At 65.3% G+C, this 18788-nt stretch carries 16 protein-coding genes and 1 tRNA gene; 6 read left to right on the top strand and 11 right to left on the bottom strand.

The window, feature by feature from the left end; translation table 11 throughout:
• Nucleotides 1-145: 145 nt before the first annotated feature.
• Nucleotides 146-427 carry a WhiB family transcriptional regulator gene (locus HQ354_RS12740; RefSeq protein WP_114331607.1) on the top strand — a complete coding sequence of 94 codons (282 nt, stop codon included), beginning with the start codon at nt 146-148 and terminating at the stop codon, nt 425-427.
• Nucleotides 428-474: 47 nt separating this feature from the next.
• Here HQ354_RS12740 and HQ354_RS12745 read toward each other — a convergent pair whose 3' ends face one another.
• The 3 genes from HQ354_RS12745 to HQ354_RS12755 all read right to left on the bottom strand — a co-directional run bounded on the left by HQ354_RS12745 (nt 475) and on the right by HQ354_RS12755 (nt 4229).
• Nucleotides 475-1791 carry an AarF/ABC1/UbiB kinase family protein gene (locus HQ354_RS12745; RefSeq protein ID WP_068421411.1) on the bottom strand — a complete coding sequence of 439 codons (1317 nt, stop codon included), beginning with the start codon at nt 1789-1791 and terminating at the stop codon, nt 475-477.
• A 75-nt stretch (nt 1792-1866) separates the two neighbouring features.
• Complete coding sequence (locus HQ354_RS12750; protein WP_222634764.1) at nt 1867-2715, bottom strand: hypothetical protein; 849 nt, start codon at nt 2713-2715, stop codon at nt 1867-1869.
• A gap of 143 nt (nt 2716-2858) precedes the next feature.
• Entirely contained in the window at nt 2859-4229 is a 1371-nt protein-coding gene (locus HQ354_RS12755) for a zinc-dependent metalloprotease (RefSeq protein ID WP_167675830.1), read from the bottom strand.
• Between the two features lie 148 nt (nt 4230-4377).
• Here HQ354_RS12755 and HQ354_RS12760 point away from each other — a divergent pair, with 148 nt between their 5' ends.
• Nucleotides 4378-5403, top strand: a complete 1026-nt coding sequence (locus HQ354_RS12760) for a PDZ domain-containing protein (RefSeq protein ID WP_068421402.1) — start codon at nt 4378-4380, stop codon at nt 5401-5403.
• 24 nt (nt 5404-5427) lie between these two features.
• Here HQ354_RS12760 and HQ354_RS12765 read toward each other — a convergent pair whose 3' ends face one another.
• Entirely contained in the window at nt 5428-6027 is a 600-nt protein-coding gene (locus tag HQ354_RS12765; protein WP_068421609.1) for a PPA1309 family protein, read from the bottom strand.
• Nucleotides 6028-6247: 220 nt separating this feature from the next.
• Between HQ354_RS12765 and HQ354_RS12770 the strand changes: the two genes are divergently transcribed.
• Nucleotides 6248-9223, top strand: coding sequence for a UPF0182 family protein (locus tag HQ354_RS12770; protein ID WP_174551345.1), 2976 nt, complete (start codon nt 6248-6250; stop codon nt 9221-9223).
• Nucleotides 9224-9395: 172 nt separating this feature from the next.
• On the opposite strand, the gene HQ354_RS25910 is transcribed toward HQ354_RS12770, so the two are convergent.
• Nucleotides 9396-10016, bottom strand: coding sequence for a transglycosylase family protein (locus HQ354_RS25910; RefSeq protein WP_068421400.1), 621 nt, complete (start codon nt 10014-10016; stop codon nt 9396-9398).
• Between the two features lie 495 nt (nt 10017-10511).
• Between HQ354_RS25910 and HQ354_RS12780 the strand changes: the two genes are divergently transcribed.
• The 3 genes from HQ354_RS12780 (at nt 10512) to HQ354_RS12790 (ending at nt 12251) form a co-directional block, all read left to right on the top strand.
• Nucleotides 10512-10588 (top strand) — tRNA-Met (locus HQ354_RS12780).
• A gap of 96 nt (nt 10589-10684) precedes the next feature.
• The gene (locus tag HQ354_RS12785; RefSeq protein ID WP_222634763.1) at nt 10685-11974 is read left to right on the top strand and encodes an MFS transporter; all 1290 of its coding nucleotides are present in this window, start codon (nt 10685-10687) and stop codon (nt 11972-11974) included.
• On the top strand, nt 11892-12251 hold the full coding sequence (locus HQ354_RS12790; RefSeq protein WP_084423537.1) for a metalloregulator ArsR/SmtB family transcription factor: 360 nt from the start codon (nt 11892-11894) through the stop codon (nt 12249-12251). Before HQ354_RS12785 ends, HQ354_RS12790 begins: the two co-directional genes overlap by 83 nt.
• A gap of 78 nt (nt 12252-12329) precedes the next feature.
• On the opposite strand, the gene HQ354_RS12795 is transcribed toward HQ354_RS12790, so the two are convergent.
• The 6 genes from HQ354_RS12795 to HQ354_RS12820 form a co-directional block, all read right to left on the bottom strand.
• On the bottom strand, nt 12330-12494 hold the full coding sequence (locus HQ354_RS12795) for a hypothetical protein (protein ID WP_165839602.1): 165 nt from the start codon (nt 12492-12494) through the stop codon (nt 12330-12332).
• A gap of 90 nt (nt 12495-12584) precedes the next feature.
• A complete protein-coding gene (locus HQ354_RS12800) occupies nt 12585-14228 on the bottom strand; it encodes an acyl-CoA synthetase (protein WP_068421392.1) in 1644 nt (547 codons plus the stop codon).
• A gap of 100 nt (nt 14229-14328) precedes the next feature.
• Entirely contained in the window at nt 14329-15573 is a 1245-nt protein-coding gene (locus HQ354_RS12805; protein WP_308115191.1) for an RNA polymerase sigma factor, read from the bottom strand.
• 19 nt (nt 15574-15592) lie between these two features.
• Nucleotides 15593-15928 (bottom strand): YciI family protein, encoded by a 336-nt coding sequence (locus HQ354_RS12810; RefSeq protein WP_068421386.1) that lies wholly within the window; start codon nt 15926-15928, stop codon nt 15593-15595.
• A 143-nt stretch (nt 15929-16071) separates the two neighbouring features.
• Nucleotides 16072-17295: an acyl-CoA dehydrogenase family protein gene (locus HQ354_RS12815; RefSeq protein WP_068421383.1), complete on the bottom strand. Its 1224-nt coding sequence runs from the start codon at nt 17293-17295 to the stop codon at nt 16072-16074.
• Nucleotides 17296-17334: 39 nt separating this feature from the next.
• The gene (locus HQ354_RS12820) at nt 17335-18741 is read right to left on the bottom strand and encodes an acyl-CoA dehydrogenase family protein (protein WP_222634799.1); all 1407 of its coding nucleotides are present in this window, start codon (nt 18739-18741) and stop codon (nt 17335-17337) included.
• Nucleotides 18742-18788: the final 47 nt, after the last annotated feature.

An 18788-nucleotide genomic window follows, 5' to 3' on the forward strand; every position in this document is an offset into this window, starting at 1 on the left:
CCGGGTTCGCACCAGTTTCAGAAACCGTGAATACGCCGCACGAAAAGTAGAGGAGACCGACGTGTCAACCGCCACGATCCGGACGACATGCCGATTCGAGACCGAGAACACCACCGCGACAACGGTTTCGATCACGTCGCTGACCATGGGCGCGCAGCGCGGAACACGCCCCGCCGACGAGATGGCCGTTCCGTGCCGAGCGGCGGATCCCGACCTGTGGTTCGCCGAAACCCCGGGGGAACTCGAGCAGGCCAAGGCACTGTGTGCCGACTGCCCGATCCGCCGGACCTGTTTGAGCGCGGCCCTCGATCGGGCCGAGCCGTGGGGCGTGTGGGGAGGCGAGATCCTCGATCAGGGTGTCGTCATCGCACGCAAACGCCCGCGTGGCCGCCCCCGTAAGAACAGGGCCGATCAGCAGGTTGCGTGATGCGAGTCCACTTGTGATGCCCGGCTTTTCGACGACGATCGGGAAGATCAGACGTCGTCGGTGAAGCCGGGCATCCATTCCGTCAGGATGGCCATGTAGGGGGCGTACGCGTCGAGCTGCGCACAGATGCCGACGAGACCTCCGAGTACCCGGAAGATCATGATGTGTTCGGCGGGCATGTTCAGAGCTCGCGCCGTTCGGAACTGCGCGCTGTCGAAGTCGGCTGCTGTTCCCGCCGCTTTCTGTAGCCACGACCGAGTGAAGTGGAAGGAATCCGTGCGGATCGGGTCCGTGAACGGGCGCAGATAGTCCGCGATCTCCTTCGCGGTGACCGTCCGGCCGGGAATGACGAATCCGCTCTCCACGCACAGTGCGACCAATTCGTCGAACCGTTCCTCGCGTGCGAGTCGCACCATCCTGCCCAGAACGGGAGGTAGCCCGTTCGGCATCGGCGCCGTAGCTCCGAAGTCGATGACGCCGAGGCGTCCGTCGGGCAGCAACATGAAATTCCCTGGATGCGGGTCCGCGTGCAGCAGACCGGCGCGAGCCGGCGCAGCGAACGCGAACAGCGCGAGCAGGGCGCCTGCGTCGTTGCGCTGGTCGGCGGTTCCCGACGCGATGATCGACGACAGGGGGGTACCCGTCATCCATTCGCTGACGAGCACCTTCGGAGCACTCGCGACGACACGGGGAATCGCGAACTGTGGGTCGTCGGCGAACTCTTTCGCGAATGCGCGCTGACTGTCGGCCTCGATGCGATAGTCGAGCTCGTCCTCGGTCCGTGCGATCAGCTCGTCGAGCACGGGCTTGACGTCGGCGCCGGTGAAGATCGCGCTGAAGGTGCTCGCGAAACGTGACATCGTCTTCAGATCCGCGCGCAGTGCGTCGTCGGCGCCCGGGTATTGAATCTTGACGGCGACATCGCGACCGTCCGTCCACACCGCGCGGTGGACCTGCCCGATACTCGCCGATGCGACAGGGGTGTCGTCGAACGACTCGAACCGTGATCGCCAGGCCGTGCCCAGCTGGCGATCGAGCATGCGATGAACCTTGGCTGCCGGCAGTGGCGGCGCGGACGACTGAAGCTTGGTCAGTGCTTCCCGATACGGCTCGGCGAACTCCTCCGGAACGGCCGCCTCCATGACGCTCAGCGCCTGGCCGAACTTCATTGCGCCGCCCTTGAGTTCGCCGAGAACCGAGAACAGTTGTTCGGCGGCCTTGGCCGCGAGATCCGAGTCGATCTCCTCGCGATTGCCACCGGCGAGCTTCTTGCCGAAACCGACCGCGGCCCGTCCTGCGATACCGATGGGGATTCGAGCGAGCTTGGCGGTTCGGGCTGATCCCCGACGAGGAATGTCTGGCACGTACCCATCATGGCTGACGGACGACCATCTCGCCCATAGTGCAGGTAAGAGCGCCGGCACTCGGACGAACGCCCGTCATTCGTGCGCGCAGTCGCACCTGGGGTGGCGGGACCATCGCCGCGTCGTCGTACGGTTCGACGCGAGGTCGATCTCGAGCGTCGTGTCGATCATCGGCGTCGAGTCACGCTTCGTGCAGGCGTCGATCTGAGCCAACGCGAACGCCGCGGTGGCGAGAACGGTCGGTCCGCTCGCGTCTCCCGTGCGTCCGAGCAGCTGCGCCGACACGTAGGGCCACTGCGGATCCAACGCGCTGCGGGTGAGTTCCAGACAGCGGAGGCACGTCGATACTCCGGGTAGGACGAACGGCCCGACGATCCCGACCCCGTCGCGCAACCGAATCTGCAGATGGGGGGTGCGCGTCGCAGCCAGCGCCGTGATCGTCTGCGGGTCCGCCACGAGATCGTCCGCGAGCACGACGAGATCGTTCTGCCAGTGGCCCTCGTCGTAGCGCAGAAGACGACGAGGAGGGTTCGACGATCGTGTCACGGCGATCGTCGACGCGGTGAGACCGTGCTGGACGGCGTCGGCGAGCGGGCCACGTCCCACGATGTGCAGTGTCGACACTCGAGGTTCGGGGGTTGTCGCGCAGTCGACGAGAAGCCCGAACTCGGCGAGGTCGGCCAGAAGCGTGGATGTCGTGGGCGCGGACATTCCCCGCGTTCCGGCGTACCAGACGATGTTCGCTCGCGAGGCTTTGCCGTCGAGGCGGGACAGAACGTCGAGGACGACGTCGGGCGGCACGGTGGGAAGAGCCGTGAGCACGTACGAGCGATCGGGATTCAGCCCGAGCCGGATGGAGCCGTCTCGGAGGACGAACGCGCCGACACGCAGTTTCGGTCTGCGCACGAGTGCACCTATGGACATGAAAGAACGATGACACGGTGGTGCTCGGCGTTTCCGCCCTACGACACGAGTTGTCCACAGGCAGCCAACCCGCTGACCTGGCATTCCATCGAAAAAGAGGGGTGGATCCGACAACGTCGGATCCACCCCTCTTCTTCCTGCGATCAGGCCTGTTCGTCGCCGCCGTCGCGCTTGTCGCGTTCGGAGCGTTCCTGCTCCTCCGTCGCCTTCAGCATCGCGATGGGATCGTCGAACTCGCTGGTTCCGCCGCCGACGACACCGTCGATGAACGATGCCGGATCGTCGAGGTCGGACGACGTCGGAAGCAGGTCCGGGTGGGCCCACACGCCGTCGCGTCCGTCGATGCCTGCCGCTGCAGTCAGTCGGCGCCACAGTTCGCTGGCTTCACGAACGCGACGAGGACGCAGTTCGAGGCCGATGAGTGTCGCGAACGTCTGCTCGGCCGGACCGCCGGACGCGCGCCTGCGGCGGATCGTCTCGCCCAGCGCCACGGCACCGGGGAGTCGTTCGCCGAGAGCGTCCGCGACGACGACCTCGACCCATCCCTCGACGAGGGCGAGCATGGTCTCCAGACGTTCGAGTGCCAGCTTCTGCTCCGGGGTGGTCTGCGGTTCGAACGCACCCTGCTGGAGAATCTCCTCGATCTTCGACGGGTCCGTCAGCGACGCCGGATCCAGTCCGGACGCCGCTTCCTCGATCGCCGAGAAGTCCATCTTGATGCCACGCGCGTACTCCTCGACGGTCGCGAGCACCCGTTGACGCAGCCACGGAACGTGGCTGTAGAGACGCTGGTGGGCGGCTTCACGTGCGGCAAGGAAGACGAGGACTTCGCGTTCGGGCTGCTCCAGCCCGTCGGTGAAACTCGCGATGGCGTCGGGAAGCAACGCGGCGACACCGCTGGGCCCGAGCGGAATTCCGATGTCGGTCGAGGTCAGAACCTCTTTCGACAGCTGCCCGAGCGCCTGGCCGAGCTGCGACCCGAACGCCATTCCGCCCATCTGCGTCAGCATGCCCATCATGGGACCGGCCATCTGCTGCGCCTCGGCGGGCATTCCGGACGTCCACATGCTCGAGATCTGGGCTGCCACCGGGTCGCACAGACGCTTCCAGGTGTCGATGGTGTTGTCGAGCCAGTCGCCCGGCGTCCAGGCAACGGTGCGCGACGCACCCGCGGGAAGCGTCGTCGATCCGTCGAGCCAGAGCTCGGCGAGATGTGCCGCGTCGGCGATCGCGTCGGTCTTGCCGGCCGACACGGGAGACACCGTGCCGATCTGCTGTCGGGCGAGCTGGGTGGCCAGGTCGTAGTTCACCGGGCCCGCGCCCGCGGAACCCGCGGTGCCCATGCCGCTCAGCATCTGACCGAACTGTGTGAGCATCTGGCCCAGCGCGGCGGGGTCGAAGCCTTCGGCACCGAAGCCGAAGCCGCCCGGCATGCCGGCCTGGCCGCCGTCTCCGCCCTGATCCTTCTTCTTGTCCGGATCGTCGTCGGGGCCCTGAAAACCGAAATTGCTCATGGTTCAACGGTACAAGGCATGCAGGCCGGTGGCACCGCTGGTTCTCACGCTGACGGCGAACACGATTGCCGCTGCGAAACACCGCCTGGCACGCCAGTGGGAGGGGTCTCACATCCGCTGCACAGACATCGGTTCTAGTCTTTGTCGGGTGAATCGTAGGATCGCCACTCTCGTGGCCGCTCTCGTGCCGGTCGTCGTACTCGGCGTCGCAGGAACCGTCGTCACCGTCCCGTTCGCTGCGCTCGGCCCGGGACCCACCTACAACACTCTCGGCGACGCGGACGGTCGCCCGGTCGTACAGATCGACGGCACCGACGTCGACCCCACCACCGGGCATCTGAACATGACGACCGTGGCGGTCCGCGACCAGTTGAACATCTTCGAGGCGTTCGGCTTCTGGGCGAGCGGACGGCAGGGCCTCGTTCCTCGCGAAGAGGTGTACCCGCCGGACAAGTCGAAGGAAGAGGTTCAGCAGAGCAACCAGGCGGACTTCGAACAATCCGAGGACAGCGCCGAACTCGCCGCACTGCGACACCTGGGCTATCCGGTGGTGCTGACCGTCGGAACCGTGGCGCCCGACGGTCCTGCCTCGGGCTTGCTGAACGAGGGCGACCGTGTGGTGTCGATCGACGGCGCTCCGATCGACACCGTCACGGGGGTGCGCGACGTCGTCAGCGCCCACTCTCCGGGCGACGTGATCGTCGTGCGGGTGTCCACCGACGGAGTCGAACGCGACGAGTCCGTCACGTTGGGCGCCCGGCCCGACGACGCCGAGAAGGGGTACCTCGGTGTGACACCGACCGAGGAACCCGACGTTCCGTTCGACGTCACGTTCAACCTCGCCGACGTCGGCGGGCCCTCGGCGGGCTTGATGTTCAGCCTCGCCGTCGTCGACAAGCTGAGTCCGGGGGAGCTGAGCAACGGTGAGTTCGTCGCCGGCACCGGCACGATCGCCGATGACGGGGCGGTCGGACCCATCGGAGGCATTCCGTACAAGTTGATCGCCGCGCGTGATGCGGGTGCGACGACATTCCTGGTGCCGTCGCAGAACTGCGACGAGGCCAGTGCGAACACGCCCGACGGTCTGCGTCTGGTGAAGGTCGACTCACTCGACGGCGCGATCGACGCGCTCGAATCGATCGGAGCGGGCGGCGACGCGCCGTCGTGCAGCTGACCGCTTGCGAATCAGGCGGCGTCGTCAGTCATCGGATTCGTTGTCGAAAGTCGCGTACAGGGCCTGCACGATGTTCGGCGCCAGATCCTCGTAGGTGAGCAACTCGGCGGCACCGAACGGGTCTGCGTCGTCGTCGGGCTGCATCTGCAGCAGTGCCAACGACGGACCGTCCTTGACGACGGCCGCGATCAGACGGCCGTCCTTCCGTTCGGGATGCGCGTGTGCAGTCAACCGGGCGGCCTCGTCGGCTGCGTCGCGATCGGCGAGCAACGGCGTCAACGCCTCGTCGAGGTCGGACTCCGCCGTCGGCGGCAGCACGACGATCTCCTGAACGAGCGCGCAGCCGACGACGCCGTCGGGCCAGCTGGTGGTGGCGAGAAATTCCTCGAGCGCGGGTGAACCGCCCTCGATGTCCTCGGGAAGCGAGTGCTGCTGGATCGGCGTCAACGCCGAGCCGTCGGCGATGTCGTCGAGCAGGCCCGGCTCCGCCGCGGCGAGGACGGACGTCGGCACGAGGGCGAAGATCTGCGGAGATTGGCCCCACCCCTCGGCGTCGACGAAATCCGCGACCTCGCGCGCACAACGCGCGAGTGCCGCCTCGAGCTCGTCGGGGCTCATGTCCATGTCACTGCCGTCGAATCGGTGGTCGTCGAAATCGCTCACCTGCTCATCCTCGCATCGACGTGCCGATCGACGTCCCCCGGCCACTGCCGACAGGACGGGTGTGGCCGGGCGACCGAGCGGTTCCGTACAGTGGTTCACAAATCGGACAGGCGACGCACGTTGTGCGTCGCCGAAGCCATCTGCGGTACACGCTGTATCGCCCGAAGTTGGAGTGTGGCACGTGGGCATGAGGGCCCCCACCGGTCTACCGTCGTTGTCGCGGCGGAGCCGGATTCTGCTCGTATTGGCATTGGTCCTCGCAGCGTTGCTGCTTGTCGGTCCGCGCCTCATCGACACCTATACGAACTGGCTGTGGTTCGGGGAAGTCGACTTCCGCCAGGTGTACACGACGATGCTGGTCACCCGGGCGTTGTTGTTCCTGATCGTCGGCGTGCTCGTCGGCGGTGTCGTGTTCCTGGCACTGCTGCTGGCGTATCGCAATCGCCCGGTGTTCGTACCCGTTGCAGGCCCGAACGATCCGATCGCTCGGTACCGGACCACCGTCATGAGCAGGCTTCGTCTGTTCGGAATCGGAATCCCGGTCGCGTTCGGCGTCATCTCCGGTTTGATCGCGCAGACCAATTGGGTTGTCGTGCAACTGTTTCTGCACGGCGGCGACTTCGGTCGCGTCGATCCGCAGTTCGGTCTCGACGTCAGCTTCTACTCGTTCGATCTGCCGTTCTACCGCTTCGTGCTGAACTGGTTGTTCGTCGCGACACTCATCGCGTTCTTCGCCAATCTGTTGACGCAGTACGTCTTCGGCGGAATCCGCCTCGCGGGACGCGAAGGTGCACTGACGCGTGCTGCGCGCGTACAGCTCGCAGTCCTGGCGGGCGCCTTCGTTCTGTTCAAGGCCATCGCCTACTGGCTGGACCGCTACTCGTTGCTGTCGAGCAGCCGTAAGGAACCGACGTTCACCGGCGCAGGCTTCACCGACATCAACGCGGTCCTGCCGGCCAAGCTGATTCTGCTGGCGATCGCATTGATCTGTGCTGCAGCGTTTTTCGCTGCGATCTTCCTGCGTGATCTACGCGTCCCCGCGTTGGCGACGGCGTTGCTCGTGCTGTCGTCGATCCTCGTCGGTGCCATCTTCCCGCTGCTGATGGAGCAGTTCTCGGTGCGCCCCAACGCGGCGGAGAAGGAAAGCGCCTACATCGAGCGGAACATCGCCGCGACGCGGGACGCGTACGGCATCGGTGACGACGTCGTCGAATACCAGGCCTACTCGGGAGAGGGTTCCCAGAACCCACGCGAGAGTCAAGCCGACATCACGACGATCGCGAACACCCGGCTCCTCGACCCGAACGTGTTGTCTCGCACGTTCACTCAGCAGCAGCAGCTGAAGAACTTCTTCGGCTTCCCGGCGACGCTCGACGTCGACCGGTACGAAATCGACGGCCAGCTGCAGGATTACATCGTCGCGGCTCGTGAGCTGTCGCCCGAGAGCCTGACGGGCAACCAGACCGACTGGATCAACAAGCACACGGTGTACACCCACGGCAACGGCTTCGTCGCTGCTCCGGCGAACCGCGTGAACGCGGCCGTGCAGGATCCGACGGCCGAGGGCGCCAACAGCAACAGCGGTTACCCGATCTACACCGTCAGTGACATCGCGTCGCAGGGAACCGAACAGGTCATCCCCGTCGATCAACCGCGCATCTACTACGGCGAGGTCATCGCACAGTCGGATCCCGACTACGCGATCGTCGGCACCGGCGGCGAGGGCGAGGACCGTGAATACGACACCGACACCTCTCGCTACACCTACACCGGTGCGGGTGGCGTGTCGGTGGGCAACTGGTTCAACCGGTTGGCGTTCGCTGCGAAGTACGCCGAACGAAACATCCTGTTCTCGGGTGCGATCGGCGACAATTCGAAGATTCTGTTCAACCGCGATCCACGTGAGCGTGTACAGAAGGTCGCTCCCTGGTTGACGACGGACAGCGACTCCTACCCGGCAGTGGTCGACGGCAAGATCGTGTGGATCGTCGACGGCTACACCACGTTGAAGGACTACCCGTACGCGCAGCGCGCGTCGTTGGACGGCCTGACCGTCGACAGCTTGGAACCCACTACCGGTCGCCCGCTTCCGAAGGAAGAGGTGTCCTACATCCGCAACTCGGTGAAGGCCACGGTCGACGCCTACGACGGAACCGTCACGCTCTACCAGGTCGACGACAAGGATCCGGTGCTGAACGCGTGGATGGGAGTGTTCCCCGACTCGGTCAAGCCGTCGTCGGAGATCCCGGACGATCTGCGGTCCCACTTCCGTTACCCGGAAGACCTGTTCAAGGTCCAGCGCGAGATGCTCGCCAAGTATCACGTCGACGACCCCAACGAATTCTTCACCAACAACGCGTTCTGGTCCGTCCCGAGCGACCCGACGGTCGACGGTGGAACGGATCTGAATCAGCCGCCCTACTACGTGCTGATCGGTGATCCGGAGACCGGTGAACCGTCGTTCCGGTTGACGAGCGCGATGGTCGGCTTCAACCGACAGTTGCTGTCCGCGTACATCTCGGTGCGATCCGACCCGGAGAACTACGGCAAGTTCACGGTGTTGCAGCTACCGACGGACACGCAGACACAGGGTCCGCAGCAGGCGCAGAACTCGATGACATCGGACTCTCGTGTGGCATCGGACCGAACTCTGTTGCAGCAGTCCAACAACATCCAGTACGGAAATCTGTTGACTCTGCCGATCGCAGACGGCGGAATCCTGTACGTCGAACCGCTGTACACCGAACGCAACACTGCGTCGACGTCCACGTTCCCGCAGTTGACGAGAGTGCTCGTCAGTTACCGGGAACCGGGAGCCGGGGGAGGCGTGCGCGTCGGGTATGCGGCGACGCTGTCCGAGGCGCTCGACCAGGTGTTCGGTTCCGGCACCGGCTCCGCGGCGACCGCACCGGGTGGTGACGCGTCGAATCCGCAGTCCACGGAGGAGGAGCCGACACAGTCGGGCACGCAGGCGACCACTCCACCGCCTGCCAACGCGCCGACGCAGAGTCAGCCGCCGAACTCCGATGCGGTGCAACGACTCGACGCTGCGTTGACCGAGGTGCGCTCCGCTCAGCAGAGTGGTGATCTGGGACGGTTGGGTACCGCGTTCGAGGCGCTTCAGCAGGCGATCGACGCGTACCAGAACGGCCGCTGACTCTGCGCCCGGGAAGCTCGGTAATTCACTGAGCTGCAACCGAACACGACAACTGAATTGCGAAAACCGAAGCGGCGCCGTCACTGTCTTCCACAGTGACGGCGCCGCTTCGTCGTCGGATCGTCGACGCGATCCGAACTGCGGTCAGCCGAGAAGATGTCGGCCGAACGTGTTACCGGCCGAACGAAGCCAGCGCCGGCTGTGCGGCGGCGACTGCCTGATCGAACTGCGCGCTGAGCCCGTACTGGCTCGCCAGTGCCGAGGCCTGGTCGAAGCCGTGCTGTGCGACAGCGGTGGCGTGATCGATGTACTGCTGAGCGGTCGCCTGGTATTCGGGTGCGACCGGCAGCTGCGGTGCTGCGGGTGCCTCGACTGCCGGGCCGACGGGTGCGGGCGCCTCCTGGACGGGGGCTTCCTCGATCGCGGCCGCCGGTGCAACGGACGTGGACTCGCCACTGGTCAAGTGCTGACCGCAGACGGGCCATGCGCCGACGCCCTGGGTCGCGAGGACGTTCTCGGCGACGCGGATCTGCTCGGCCTTCGATGCGCCTGCGGGTGATCCCGAGCCGCCGTTGGCCTCCCAGGTGCTCTGCGTGAACTGCAGACCGCCGTAGTAGCCGTTTCCGGTGTTGATGCTCCAGTTGCCGCCGCTCTCGCACTGTGCGACGCCATCCCAGTTGTGCCCGGCAGCGTTCGCGGTGCCCATGGAGACGCCGAGGGGAATCGCAACGACGGCGCCGGTCACGGCAGCCCATCCCAAAGCACGCTTGCCGAATGATGTGTGTGTGGTCATGCGGGTGAATCCTCTCCGCGCTAGCCTGCGCATCTCGTAAGACGAACATCGATCGATGTGTCTCGCGTCGGTGTACGAACGGTCACGGGTTCGTACTTATCGCGCCTCTGCCCCCGTGCCAATCGGGGAACCGGTCCCCGCGGGGCAGAGAGTCGCAGCGGCGGGGGCGGTTTCGGCCCTGGTTTCTAGGACCGATCGTGAAGGTAGTCCAGTAATCTGGTGACGTCACACAGAGATTTGGTGGCTGCCTTGTCCACATGTTGAGACAAAGAACGGCGTTCGCGCAGGTCGATCCGGGTTGCGACGGATTCGTTTCCGCTTCGTTACACCGTTGTGATGTGACGCAGATCACCGGTAAACCGTGATGCAGCGCACCCATTTCTGTGCATTTTCGACGATGAATCGAGGCTGTTCTGCGCCGTCGGCGATCGGGAAGCAGGCCCGGGCCGCGAATTTGCTTATCCTCGACACCGTCCTGTAACTTTGCGTTCGCAACGCGGGGTGGAGCAGCTCGGTAGCTCGCTGGGCTCATAACCCAGAGGTCGCAGGTTCAAATCCTGTCCCCGCTACCACCGACAAGACCGGCACTCTTACGAGTGTCGGTCTTGTTCGTTTTCGGGCGGTCAAATGCGTGCTCATGTGCGCACATAATTGGCTAGTCTAACGTCGTGCCTCTTGCCGACTCGCGGTTCCGACGCCTGTTCACCGCCCAGATCCTGGCTCTGATCGGTACCGGGCTGACGACGGTTGCACTCGGACTCGCGGCATTCGACCTCGCCGGATCCGACGCGGGTGCCGTCCTCGGCACGGCCTTGGCCGTCAAGATGGTCGCCTACGTCGCGGTGTCACCCGTCGCGTCGGCCCTGACCGCACGCGTGAACCGTACGACGGTTCTGGTCGCCGCCGACGCGGTGCGTGCGGCGACCGTGCTCGTACTTCCGTTCGTCGACCATCCCTGGCAGATCTACGCGCTCGTGTTCGTCCTGCAGTCCGCGTCGGCGACGTTCACTCCTGCGTTCCAGTCGACCATTCCCGCGCTACTGAGGGAGGACGTCGCGTACACGAAGGCATTGTCACTGTCCCGGCTCGCGTACGACCTCGAGTCGATCGTCAGTCCGATGGTCGCGGCAGCTCTGCTGACCGTGGTTTCGTACCACGTGCTGTTCGTCGGAACGGCTGCCGGCTTCGTCGCGTCGATGAGTATGGTCCTGAGCGCCCGGCTACCGTCGATGAGATCGGTCGACCCGGTGCCGTTTCGCACGCGAATCACGTCGGGCACACGCAACTTCGCGACTCGAGCACCGTTGCGGGGAGTGGCAGCGATGAACCTCGTCGCGGCCGCGGTGACGAGTGTCGTCGTCGTCGACACGGTCGTGTACGTCCGTGCGCGGCTCGGTGGGTCTTCGGATCAGGTAGCGCTGCTGTTCGGCTGCTTCGGCGCAGGCTCCATCGCCGTTGCAGTATGCCTTCCCCGTCTGCTGAAGCGGGTCTCGGACCGCACCGTCATGCTGACGGGATGCGCGGTAGCAGCGCTGACGACCGCCTGTACGGCGATCTTCGCTGTCGTCGTCACCACCGGCCCGACCGCCTGGATCTGTCTCGCCGTCCTGTGGGTGGCTGCGGGAGCAGCGGCGTCGGCAATAGGCACTCCGACGGCCCGCGTGATCCGTCGCTGCGCCGCCGACGACGAGCTGACAGCGCTGTTCACGGCTCAGTTCTCGCTGTCACATGCGTGCTTTCTTCTGACCTACCCGATCGTCGGGTGGGTCGGTGCGGCAGCGGGACAATCGGTCTCGACGGCGATCTCGGCCGTGCTCGCTACACTGGCGACGATTGCAGCCTCGTTGCTGTGGAGGTCGAGTGAGGGAGGTGGCGATGACCGAATCGGTGCCGACTCGAAGTCCGAGTCTCGACCACGGGACGAACCCGGACCGCGTCCGGCTGGAATCCGCCAGTGACATCTTCCGCATGTTGGCCGATCCCACACGGCTTCACCTGCTGTGGATTCTGTCGCACGACCCGTCCGACGTGTCGACTCTGACAGAGGCTACCGGTGCATCGCGGACAGCGGTCAGTCAGCATCTCGCGAAATTGCGCTTCACCGGAATGGTCGAGACGACCAGGGACGGCCGACGCGTCGTGTACCGGATCGTCGACGGGCACCTCGCACGACTGGTTCGCGAGGGCTTCAACTATGCGGATCACCGGGTGACCGGCGAACCGCCGCACCGGTGACGCGCAGAAGGACAGCCGGATTCTGGAGCAGCAGAAGGGCGACGCTTACGTCGCCGCCCTTCTGGCAGCGGTGAAGATCTAGTTCTTCTCGGACGTGTCGGTGTCGACCGCGTCGGAATCGGCATCGGTCTCGTCGGCTGTCAGGTCGACGGTGTCGGCACCCTCGAGTGCGGTCAGCTCCTGCTCGGCCTCGGCGATCAGACCCCTGGCCTCGTCCTTTATCTTCTTCGTCCATTCGGACATGGTCACTTCTCCTCCGCTACCCGTCGAGCATTCGACGCACGTGTACCCGATACTCCGCCAACCATTCTCGGCCCAGTCGACGCCTGCGGGCTAGTCAGGGTCGGAAAGTAGACGTCGGAGGACCTTGCCGGTGGCGTTGCGCGGTAGGTCGTCGACGAACACGACGTCACGAGGGACCTTGTGCCGCGCGAGATGTGCCTTCACGTAGGTCTTGATGTCGTCGGGATCTCGATGGGACGCGGGCGTGGGCACGACGTACGCCCGGAGGCGGTGTCCGAAGTCGGGATCCGCGACACCGACGACGGCGGCCTCGACGACGTCGTCGCGGTCGGCCAGTAGGTTCTCCACCTCGATCGGGTAGACGTTCTCGCCGCCGGACACGATCATGTCGTCGTCACGCCCGTCGACGAAGAGCAGACCGCCTTCGTCGAAATGTCCGAGGTCACCGGTCGACAGCATCCCGTCGATGCGTTCCTTGTCTCGTCCGTCGGTGTAACCGGAGAAGCTGAGGCCACTGGAGACGAAGATGCGTCCCACGGTTCCTGCGGTCGTCACGGGTGTGTCGTCGTGATCGAACAATTGAACGCGGCACGTCACCGGTGGTCGGCCCGCCGTGCCGGGAGCCTGCTCGAGCTCGTCGGGTGTGGCGACCGTCGCCACGGCGACTTCGGTCGATCCGTACAGGTTGTGCAACACCGGGCCGAAGGCGCGGGCGGTCCGACGCGACAGATCCGGTGAAATCGACGAGCCCGCCGCGAAGATGACGCGCAGAGCGGATGTGTCGAACCGATCGAGAACGTCCGGACCGAGGTCGACGATGCGCTGCAACATCGTGGGTACCAGCACGAGCGTGTCCGCCTTGTGCTGTGCGAGCAGTTCGACGGTGTTCTTCGGATCGAACTTGCGATGCATCACGACGGTGTCGGCCAGCGCGAGTGCGAGCGCGAACTGGGACAAACCGGTGCCGTGGAAGATCGGTGCCGCCATCACCATGGTCTTGTTGCGGCGCAACGGCACTCGATCGAGGAACTGCGCCGACGCCAGCGGCGACGTGTGATCCCGAGGAGCCCCCTTCGGCGCGCCCGTCGTTCCGCTGGTCAGCAGTACGAATCCCCCCTGGATCTTGGGTGCCGGCACTGCCGCGGTCGATTCTCGCTCGATGATCGACGCCAGCGTCCGCAAGCGCGGGCTCGCCGTGTCGGTCCATGCGAGATATGTGGTGACTGCGGGGGAGAGGGCGGCGGCGACGTCCGAGAATTCCTCGTCGAAGACGAATGCGCCGACCTGCTCCCTGGCTGCCACGTCGGCCAGCTGCGGGGCGGCGAAGCCGGTGTTCATCATGACGAGCCGGACGCCTCCCTTGGCCGCCGCGAGCATCGTCGTGACCAGGAGTCGGTGGTTACGCGCCATGGCACCCATGACCGACCCGGCTCCGATACCGTCGGCGCGCCACCCTCGGACGAGCGCATTCGACATACGTTCGAGGTCCGCATATGTGAGGCTGCCCGCCTCGTCGATCAGCGCGACGGTGTCGGCATCGGTGTCCGAGTGTGCATGCGCGTGAACAGGACCGGCGAACGGCCCGTACTTGCGCACGGCTCGGAGAGACGCGATCCCCTGATCGATTCGGGGGAACGGGAGGAGCCCCGAGCGGTTCATCACGCGTACCGCGCCCAGACTGTCGACGATGTGCGTCAGTGTGCGGTGGCGTTCGACTCTGTGTCGTACCGACATGATCGTCTCCCCCGAGAACGTTCCGGTGATCCAGCAGTGTTCGTCGAGAAACGATGGTAGTGAACGATCACAAAGCTCGGGTGGAAAGCGCGAATGGGGTTCAGCCCTCTGCGGATCGTGCGTCGATGATCCGCCGTCGCATCAGATCTCGTTCCGGGTTCGAGCCGGCCAGGTCGAGAGCCCGTCGGAACTCTGCGGCAGCCTCGGCGTTCCGGCCCGACCGCAGCAGCAGGTCGCCACGGGCTGCGGCGTACGGAAAGTAGTTCGCCAGCATCGGCTCATCGGCGATGTCGTCGAGTAGTGCAAGTCCTACCTCGGGCCCGTCGCGCATCGCGACGGCCACCGCACGGCCCAGCGAGACGACAGGAGACGGTGCGACGACGGACAGTACGCCGTACAGGGCGACGATCTGTGGCCAGTCGACGTCGTCGGGGGTGCGTGCCTCGTCGTGCAGCGCAGCGATGGCGGCCTGCACGGCATACGGCCCAGGGGTATCCCCGGACAGTGCCTCGACGACGAGAGCAGTCCCTTCGTCGATCATGGCCTGGTCCCACAGCGTGCGATCCTGTTCCTCCAGCATCTCGATGGCACCGCCCGGGCCGGTGCGAGCGGCACGCCGTGCATGGGTCAGCAGCATCAATGCCAGCAACCCGGTCGTCTCGCGCTGACTCGGTAGCAGCGCGCGAAGAATGCGGCCGAGGCGTATCGCCTCGTCGGCGAGGTCGGTGCGCATCAGATCGTCACCGGTCGATGCGGCGTACCCCTCGGTGAAGATGGAATAGACGACCTGCAGCACCCCGGGGAGGCGGTGGGGCAACTCGTCGACGCCGGGGACTCGGAAGGGGATGCGCGCGTCGCGAATCTTCTTCTTCGCCCTCGTTATTCGCTGACCTGCGGTAGTCGAACTGACGAGAAACGCTCGCGCGACCTCGTGCGTCGTGAACCCTGCCAGGCACCGCAACGTCAGGGCGACGCGGTCGTCGGGTCCCAACGCCGGGTGCGCGCACGTGAAGAACATCTGCAGACGGTCGTCGGGAAATTCGGCGTCGGTCACGTCTGGCGGCGACGAGTACTCCGCCCGGTCGCGATCCACATGCAGCAAGGCCAGCTTCGACGCGTAGGTCGAGTCCCGACGAAGACGATCGACGGCTCGACGCCTTGCCGTCGTCAGAAGCCAGGCGCCGGGAGCTTTCGGGACGCCGTCGACCGGCCAGTGCACCAGGGCGGCTTCGATCGCGTCCGACGCCACATCCTCGGCGAGGTCGAGATCGCCGTAACGACGCACGAGTGTGGCCAACAGTCTGCCGTGTTCTTCGCGGAACACCGCGTCCAGGGAATTGTCCACGCCCGTGCGCCGCACGAGGTCAGTACTCGGCGATCGGGCGTACGACGACGGTCCCGCCGCCCTGCGAACCGGGGCACCGAGCGGCCCAGTCGAGGGCCGCGTCGAGGTCGGGGACGTCGATGACCTCGAAACCACCGAGTACTTCGCGTGTTTCGGCGAACGGCCCGTCGGTGATGCTGCGGCGTCCGTCGTCGTCGACCCGAACGGTGGTGGCGCTCGTCAGATCGGCCAGCGAGTATCCGGTGACGAAGACGCCTTCGTCCTGCATCTCCTTGCCGAACTGGATCCAGTCCTCCGGCGTGCAGCCGTTGTCGAAGTCGGCGCTCGGTGCGTTGATCAGCAGCATGTACTTCATGGTGTCTCCTCGGTCGTTTCTCTCGGCTTACATGATGTAAGACGAACGGAATGCTGCGCTTTCGACACGGCCGAGAAAAAAACTTCGGAGAAACGACGAGAGCCCGCGGCACGAATGCAGCGGGCTCTCGTCGGTCGGTTCTGCTACTTCAATTCGGCGGACGTTTTACCGAGTACGCGACGGGCGACGATCAGCTGCTGAATCTGCTGCGTGCCTTCGAAGATGTCGAGGATCTTGGCATCGCGACTCCACTTCTCGAGCAGAAGTCGTTCGGAGTAGCCGTAGCTGCCGGCGAGTTCGACGGCCTTGAGCGTGATCTCGGTGGCCGACCGTCCCGCCTTGGCCTTCGCCATGGACGCCTGCAGAGAGTTGGGCTCCTTGTTGTCCGCCATCCAGGCGGCGCGCAGGGCAAGAAGGTGCGACGCCTCCCAGTCGGCTTCGAGACGCAGGAATTCGGCTGCCGCTGCGTGCTGGTTGTACGCGGGGGTCGTGTACGAGATCTCGACACCGGCCTCGTCGAGAATGGACCGGAGCTCCTCCAGGGCCGCACGCGCGACACCGATCGCCATGCCTGCGACGAGCGGGCGCGTGTTGTCGAACGTCTGCATGACGCCCGCGAAGCCCTTCTCGGTGTTGACCTCGGCCGATCCGAGCAGGTTGTCCTTCGGGATACGGCAGTTCTCCAGCAGCAGTGCGGCGGTGTCGGACGCCTTGATGCCCAGCTTGTGCTCGAGTCGCGCGACGCTCAGACCAGGAGCGTCCCGCGGGACGACGAACGACTTGATCGCCGCGCGGCCCTTGGACCTGTCGACGCTGGCCCAGACGACGATGTGGGTGGAGCGTTCGCCGGCGGTGACGTAGATCTTCTCGCCGTTGAGCACCCATTCGTCGCCGTCGAGCTCGGCGGTGGTGGTGACGGCGGCCGAATCCGAACCGAAGCTGGGTTCGGTGATCGCCATGGACGCCCACACCTTGCCGAACCGCTCGAGCTGTTCGTCGGTGGACACTGCAGCGATCGCCGAGTTACCGAGGCCCTGGTAGGGGATGGACAGCGTCAGGCCCACGTCGCCCCAGCATGTTTCGATGACGTTGACGAGTGCGGACATGTTGCCGCCGTTTGCATTTGCCGTCTTGCTCGGCTTCGGGGCGGATTCGCTGTCCTTCTCGCGTCCGCCTGCGGCCCCGCCGATCTCGTTGCCCGCGTCGGACATGCCCTCGACCATGGACGCCATCGTGTCCAGCTCGACAGGATAGGCGTGCTCGGCCAGGTCGTACTTACGGGAGATGGGCCGGAAGATCTCGGCTGCGACCTGGTGCGCCTGATTCGCCTGTGCCCGAAGCTTCTTGGGGAGTTCGAGATTGATCATCGTGTGTCCTCGAGTCTTTCGTTCGCGCGTTGAGACGAATCAGATGAGTACGATGCCCTCGGCAACGCCGACGGCGCGGAGATCGCGGTACCAACGCTCCACCGGATGCTCCTTGGTGAAACCGTGGCCGCCCAGCAACTGCACTCCGTCGGAGCCGATCTGCATTCCCTTCTCGGATGCAAGGCGTCGTGCGAGTGCGGCCTCACGGGCGAACGACTTGCCCTGCTCCGCCCGCGATGCGCCACGCAGCGTGACCAGACGCAGACCGTCCACCTCGATCGCGATGTTCGCGACCATGAACGCGACCGCCTGTCGGTTGCTGATCGGTTCGCCGAATGCCACGCGCTCGTTGACGTAAGGGATCACGTAGTCGAGGACTGCCTGGCCGATGCCGACGGCGAGAGAGGACCAGCCGAGCCGAGCTAGGCTGATGGCGTCGGCGTAATCGAGCGCGCGCTGGTCGGCGTCACCGCCACCCAACAGGGCCGATTCGGGAACGGCGACATCGGTCAGATGCAGCCGTCCGAGTCCTGCGGCGCGCAGACCCATGCTCGGATCCGCCTCGACGACAAGGCCTTTGGAATCCGATTCGACGATGAAGAACGACGGCCGTCCGTCGAGCTCGGCAGCCACCACGAACAATTCGGACGAGCCCGCGGCAGGCACGACGCTCTTGACTCCGTTGAGCTTGTATCCGCTGGGGGAGCGAACAGCCTTGGTCTGCAACGAGAACGGATCGAAGAGTGCGCGAGGTTCGTTGACGACGACCGCCGCGTTCGGGACCTTCTCGCCGACGAACGCCGGGAGGTAGGTCTGCTGCTGAGCGTCGGTTCCCCACTGCGTCAATGCAATTGCGACGCCGCTCGGAGCGAGAATCGGAAGCGCGAGACCCATGTCGCCGTGTGCGAGGGCCTCGGCGACGAGCGCGTTGGTCACCGCGCCACGCTCACTGGCGGCGCCGTCGAGCTCCTCGGGAACGTTGATGAGCGTGATGCCCAGCTCGGCGCTACGGCGAACCAGATCCTCGGGTGACGACGCGGAGGCGTCGGCGTCGTGCGCGGCAGGGCGCAGGATCTCGTCGGCGAATTCCTTGACCGTCTCGACGATCATGCGCTGCTCGTCGTCGGGCGTCAGGTCGAAGTAGTCGAGGTTCTTGACCGCGGCGTCGTCGAGGCGCTTGGGCTTGCCGCCGCCGGTGACCTTCGCGAAGGTACGCGTGGCCGCGCCGAGTGTCTTGAACCCGGACTTGGTGCCCTCGTACGTGACGCGATCGATGGTCTGCCGGATCTTGTACTTCTCCGCCAGTTCCGATCCGGTGATGGCCGTGAGCACGCGCATGGCGGTGCCGATGGCATCTCGCTTGATCGGGTTCAGGCCGATTGCGGATGTGTCGCGAGGCGTCTTGCGCTTCGTCTCGATCACACTGTCTTGCTTGCTCATGATCACCAGCTGTTTCTCGGTGTCGGGCTCGGACTCCGCCAACCTTACTCCCG

This window comes from Rhodococcus sp. BP-261, from assembly GCF_019835205.1.
Taxonomy (GTDB): domain Bacteria; phylum Actinomycetota; class Actinomycetes; order Mycobacteriales; family Mycobacteriaceae; genus Rhodococcoides; species Rhodococcoides kyotonensis_B.